Genomic DNA, 3,509 nt, shown 5'->3' with positions numbered 1-3,509 from the left:
GGTCACGCCCACCGTGCCGCCCGCCTGCGCCTCATGGCGCGCCGAGCAGGCCAGAACCGACACCGGGCCGCCCTCCGGTCCCTGCAGGCGCACGCGCCTGCGGGCGAGCAGCCCCTCGAGCGCCGCGGCGGCGGCAAAGTCGGTTCCGATGATCTGGATGGCGGCCATGTCTGCTCCTCGACGTTTCTCGTCTCTTGCCCACCTAAAGGCAGGGATCGTGCCAACGCGCCGGGGGAGCGCAGAAAATTTTTCGCCGGGCTCTAAAACGGGCGGCGCCTTCGTCGATAAGGCGGGAACCGGAGGCGTGCCGCGCACGTTGTCGGGAAATTGACCCTTGGCTTCTGTCGAGGAACCGTCAGCGGCCCCTCCACCTTCGGGCTGGGGCAACTTTCCGACAGGTCTTTCGGCCGGCGGGGATCCCTGCCGCCGAGAGTGACCCCGGCTTTCGCCGGTCTCCGGTCGCGCCGGTATGTATCCTCGCAGGGCTCTCCATACGAACGGATGTAACTCGCCCATCCCTAGGGTGACTCACATCCCGCGCCGGCGCGCCGTTTCCCGTCCCACGGAACAAAGATTGCGGGGCCCCAAGCGTCATGTTGTCCAAGACCTATCATCTGAAATTTCCAAGTCTCGATGCCGCCCAGATCGCCGTGCCCTTCGTGGTCGAGGCCCTCGGCAACGCCATCCCCACCTGCAATCTCAGCGGGTTGAACGTGCTGATCTCGAAGGAGGGCGATGTGTCGATCAACGTCTTCTTCCCGGCGATCGGCGAGCTGAAGAATTTCGAGAAGAAGCACGGCGGCTTCCTCGACACGATGAAGAAGACCTTCCTGTTCAAGTCCACGGGCTTCGACGGCGTCTGCATCTTCAATTTCGACCGAAGCGACGAAGCGGCCTGACCGCGGCCCCGCCCGAGAGCCATCGAGCCCCATGTCCCCGATCCTTCCCCTGTCCGCCATGCCTCCCCCGGCCTGCCGCGCCTGCCCCGGGGCGGGCGTCGGCCGCGCCCGGCCCCGGGCCGTCCGGCCTCCGAGGGGGCAGGCATGAGCGCGGCCGTCGAAGCCGGGCCCGACAGCGGGCTCCTGCGCGTCTCCTCCGAGAAGATCGGCCGGCTCATGGATCTCGTGGGCGAGCTCTCGCTCTCGGTCGCCGAGACGGTCCATTCGCCCGATCTGGAAGGGCTGGAGCTGCCCGCCTTCGACGCGGCCGTCCACCGGCTCCGGATGATCGTGCGCGAGGTGCAGGATGCCGCGACCGAGCTCCGGCTCGTGCCGGTCGAGGAGGTGTTCAAGCGCCTCCGCCGGATGGTGCGCGAACTCGAGCGGCAGACGGGCAAGAAGATCGAGATGGTCTTCGAGGGCGCCGAGACGGCGATCGACAAGCTCGTGGCCGACCAGCTCTACGACCCTCTCCTCCATGTGGTGCGCAACTCGGCCGATCACGGGCTCGAGCCGCCCGAGGAGCGGCGGGCGGCGGGCAAGCCCGAGACGGGACGGATCGTGCTCGCGGCCGCGCAGGCGGGTTCGGAGGTGCGGATCTCGGTGGCCGACGACGGGCGCGGCCTCTCGCGGCCGAAGATCCTGAAGCGGGCGCGCGAGCGCGGCCTCTTCGGCCCCGACGAGGAGCCCGAGCCCGCGACCCTCTGGAAGGTGATCTTCGAGCCCGGCTTCTCGACCGCAGAGGCCGTGACGAACCTCTCGGGGCGCGGGGTGGGGATGGATGTGCTCAACGCCACCATGTCCGCCCTGCGCGGCCGCATCGGCGTCGACAGCCGCGACGGGCAGGGCAGCGAGGTGTCGCTCCATATTCCCGTCTCGCTGGCCTTCCTCGATTGCATCATCCTGCGTCTGGGCGCGCGGCTCTATGCGCTGCCCATCGACGCGGTGTCCGAGATCGTGCAGCCGCAGTCCGCCGACCTGATGGGCGTGGGCGCGGCGGGCGGCTCCGAGATGCTGAGGCTGCGCGGCCGCTGGATCCCGGTCTGCCGGCTCGAGCGGTTCTACGGCGAGGCGCCCTCCGCGGTCTCGCCGCCCGCCGGGCAGGTGCTGGCCGTGGTCAGCACCGCGACCGGCCTCATCGCGCTGCCGGTCGATGAGGTGCTCGACCGCCAGCAGGTGGTGATGAAACCTCTCACGGGCCGTCTCGCGCAGGTGCGGGCCAGCTGGGGCTGCGCGCTCCTCGGCACAGGCGAGGTGGCGCTCGTGCTCGACGGCAACCGCCTCGCGGCGGGAGGTGCGGCATGACGATCCGCGAGGAGGCGGGCTACGAGGCGATCCGCGTCTGGCTGAGCCGGCGCTGCGGCATCGCCTATCCCGAGCACAAGGGCGAGCTTCTGCGCCAGCGGCTGACCCGCGTGCGCCGCGCCTACGATCTGGGCAGCCTCGCCGACATCGCGCTGCGCCTCGATGCCGAGGGCTCGCACGAGCTCGAACTGGCGGTGATGCATGCGGCCTCGACCAACCACACCTATTTCTGCCGCGAGCCGGACGTGCTCGATGCCTTCCGCGCCATGGTGCTGCCCGTGCTCGCGCGCCGCGAGGAGATCCGCATCTGGAGCGCGGCCTGCTCGAGCGGCGACGAGGTCTATACGATCGCCATGATGATCGCCGAGACGCTGGGGCCCGCCGGTCTCGCGCGGACCCAGATCCTCGGCACCGACATCAGCGCGCCCATGGTCGAGCAGGCCGAGCAGGGGATCTACCGCCGCCGCCATCTCGAACAGGTGCCCGACGCCGTGCTCCGGCGCTGGTTCGTGCCGCTGGGCGGCGGCAGCTACCGCGTGGCGCCCGAGATCGCGGCCGCCTGCACCTTCCGCCGGATGAACCTCAAGACCCGGCCCTTCCCGTTCCGCAAGCCGTTCCAGGCGATCTTCTGCCGCAACGTGCTCTATTACTTCGACCGGGCCGATCAGGCCGAGACGCTGCGCGCGCTCCATGCCGCGACCGAGCCGGGCGGCTGGCTGGTGACGAGCGTCACCGAAAGCCTGCGCGGGCACGAGACCGGCTGGCGGTCGCTGGGCGGCGGCCTCCATCAGAAGGAGGTCCGCCGATGACGGCTGCCGCCGACAGGCCGATGGCCGCGCAGGCCCGCGAGGGGCGCACGCGCGTGCTGATCGTGGACGATTCCGCCATGGTCCGGCAGGCGCTGGCGCTGGGGCTTGCGACCGACCCGCGGCTCGAGGTGGTGGGCACCGCCTCGGGCGCCGAGGCCGCGCGCGCGCAGATGGCCGCGCTGAAGCCCGACGTGGTGACGCTCGATCTCGAGATGCCGCAGATGGACGGGCTCACCTTCCTGCGCAGCTACATGGAGAGCGCGCCGGTGCCCACGGTCGTCATCTCCTCGCTCACGCGGACGAGCGGCGAGACGGTCATGCGCGCCATGGAGGCGGGAGCGGTGGACATCATCTCGAAGCCCTCGCTCGGCGCGGGCCAGGGGCTGCCCGCGATCATGCGCGACGTCTGTGCCCGGGTCTGGGCCGCGGCCCGGGCCCGGCTCGCGCTGCCCGACGG

Annotated in this window: 4 protein-coding genes; all 4 read left to right on the top strand. The window is 70.6% G+C overall.

Annotation, left to right across the window (positions count from 1 at the left end; genetic code table 11):
- Positions 1-593 precede the first annotated feature (593 nt).
- The gene (locus A9O63_RS00555) at positions 594-899 is read left to right on the top strand and encodes a hypothetical protein (RefSeq protein WP_002720198.1); all 306 of its coding nucleotides are present in this window, start codon (positions 594-596) and stop codon (positions 897-899) included.
- A gap of 144 nt (positions 900-1,043) precedes the next feature.
- Entirely contained in the window at positions 1,044-2,243 is a 1,200-nt protein-coding gene (locus A9O63_RS00550; RefSeq protein ID WP_069330171.1) for a chemotaxis protein CheA, read from the top strand.
- Positions 2,240-3,052 carry a CheR family methyltransferase gene (locus A9O63_RS00545; protein WP_069330170.1) on the top strand — a complete coding sequence of 271 codons (813 nt, stop codon included), beginning with the start codon at positions 2,240-2,242 and terminating at the stop codon, positions 3,050-3,052. Before A9O63_RS00550 ends, A9O63_RS00545 begins: the two co-directional genes overlap by 4 nt.
- On the top strand, positions 3,049-3,509 hold a 461-nt coding region (locus tag A9O63_RS00540; RefSeq protein WP_141703015.1), incomplete at its 3' end, for a response regulator. The genes A9O63_RS00545 and A9O63_RS00540, both read left to right, overlap by 4 nt.

It is taken from the genome of Cereibacter johrii (assembly GCF_001720585.1).
Taxonomy (GTDB): domain Bacteria; phylum Pseudomonadota; class Alphaproteobacteria; order Rhodobacterales; family Rhodobacteraceae; genus Cereibacter_A; species Cereibacter_A johrii.
This window is presented reverse-complemented; position numbering and strand designations above follow the sequence as displayed.

Bases quoted from the DNA above. Each gene is read 5' to 3' on its own strand.
- A9O63_RS00550 (WP_069330171.1), top strand. From the start codon at position 1,044: ATGAGCGCGGCCGTCGAAGCCGGGCCCGACAGCGGGCTCCTGCGCGTC.
- A9O63_RS00545 (WP_069330170.1), top strand. From the start codon at position 2,240: ATGACGATCCGCGAGGAGGCGGGCTACGAGGCGATCCGCGTCTGGCTG.
- A9O63_RS00555 (WP_002720198.1), top strand. From the start codon at position 594: ATGTTGTCCAAGACCTATCATCTGAAATTTCCAAGTCTCGATGCCGCC.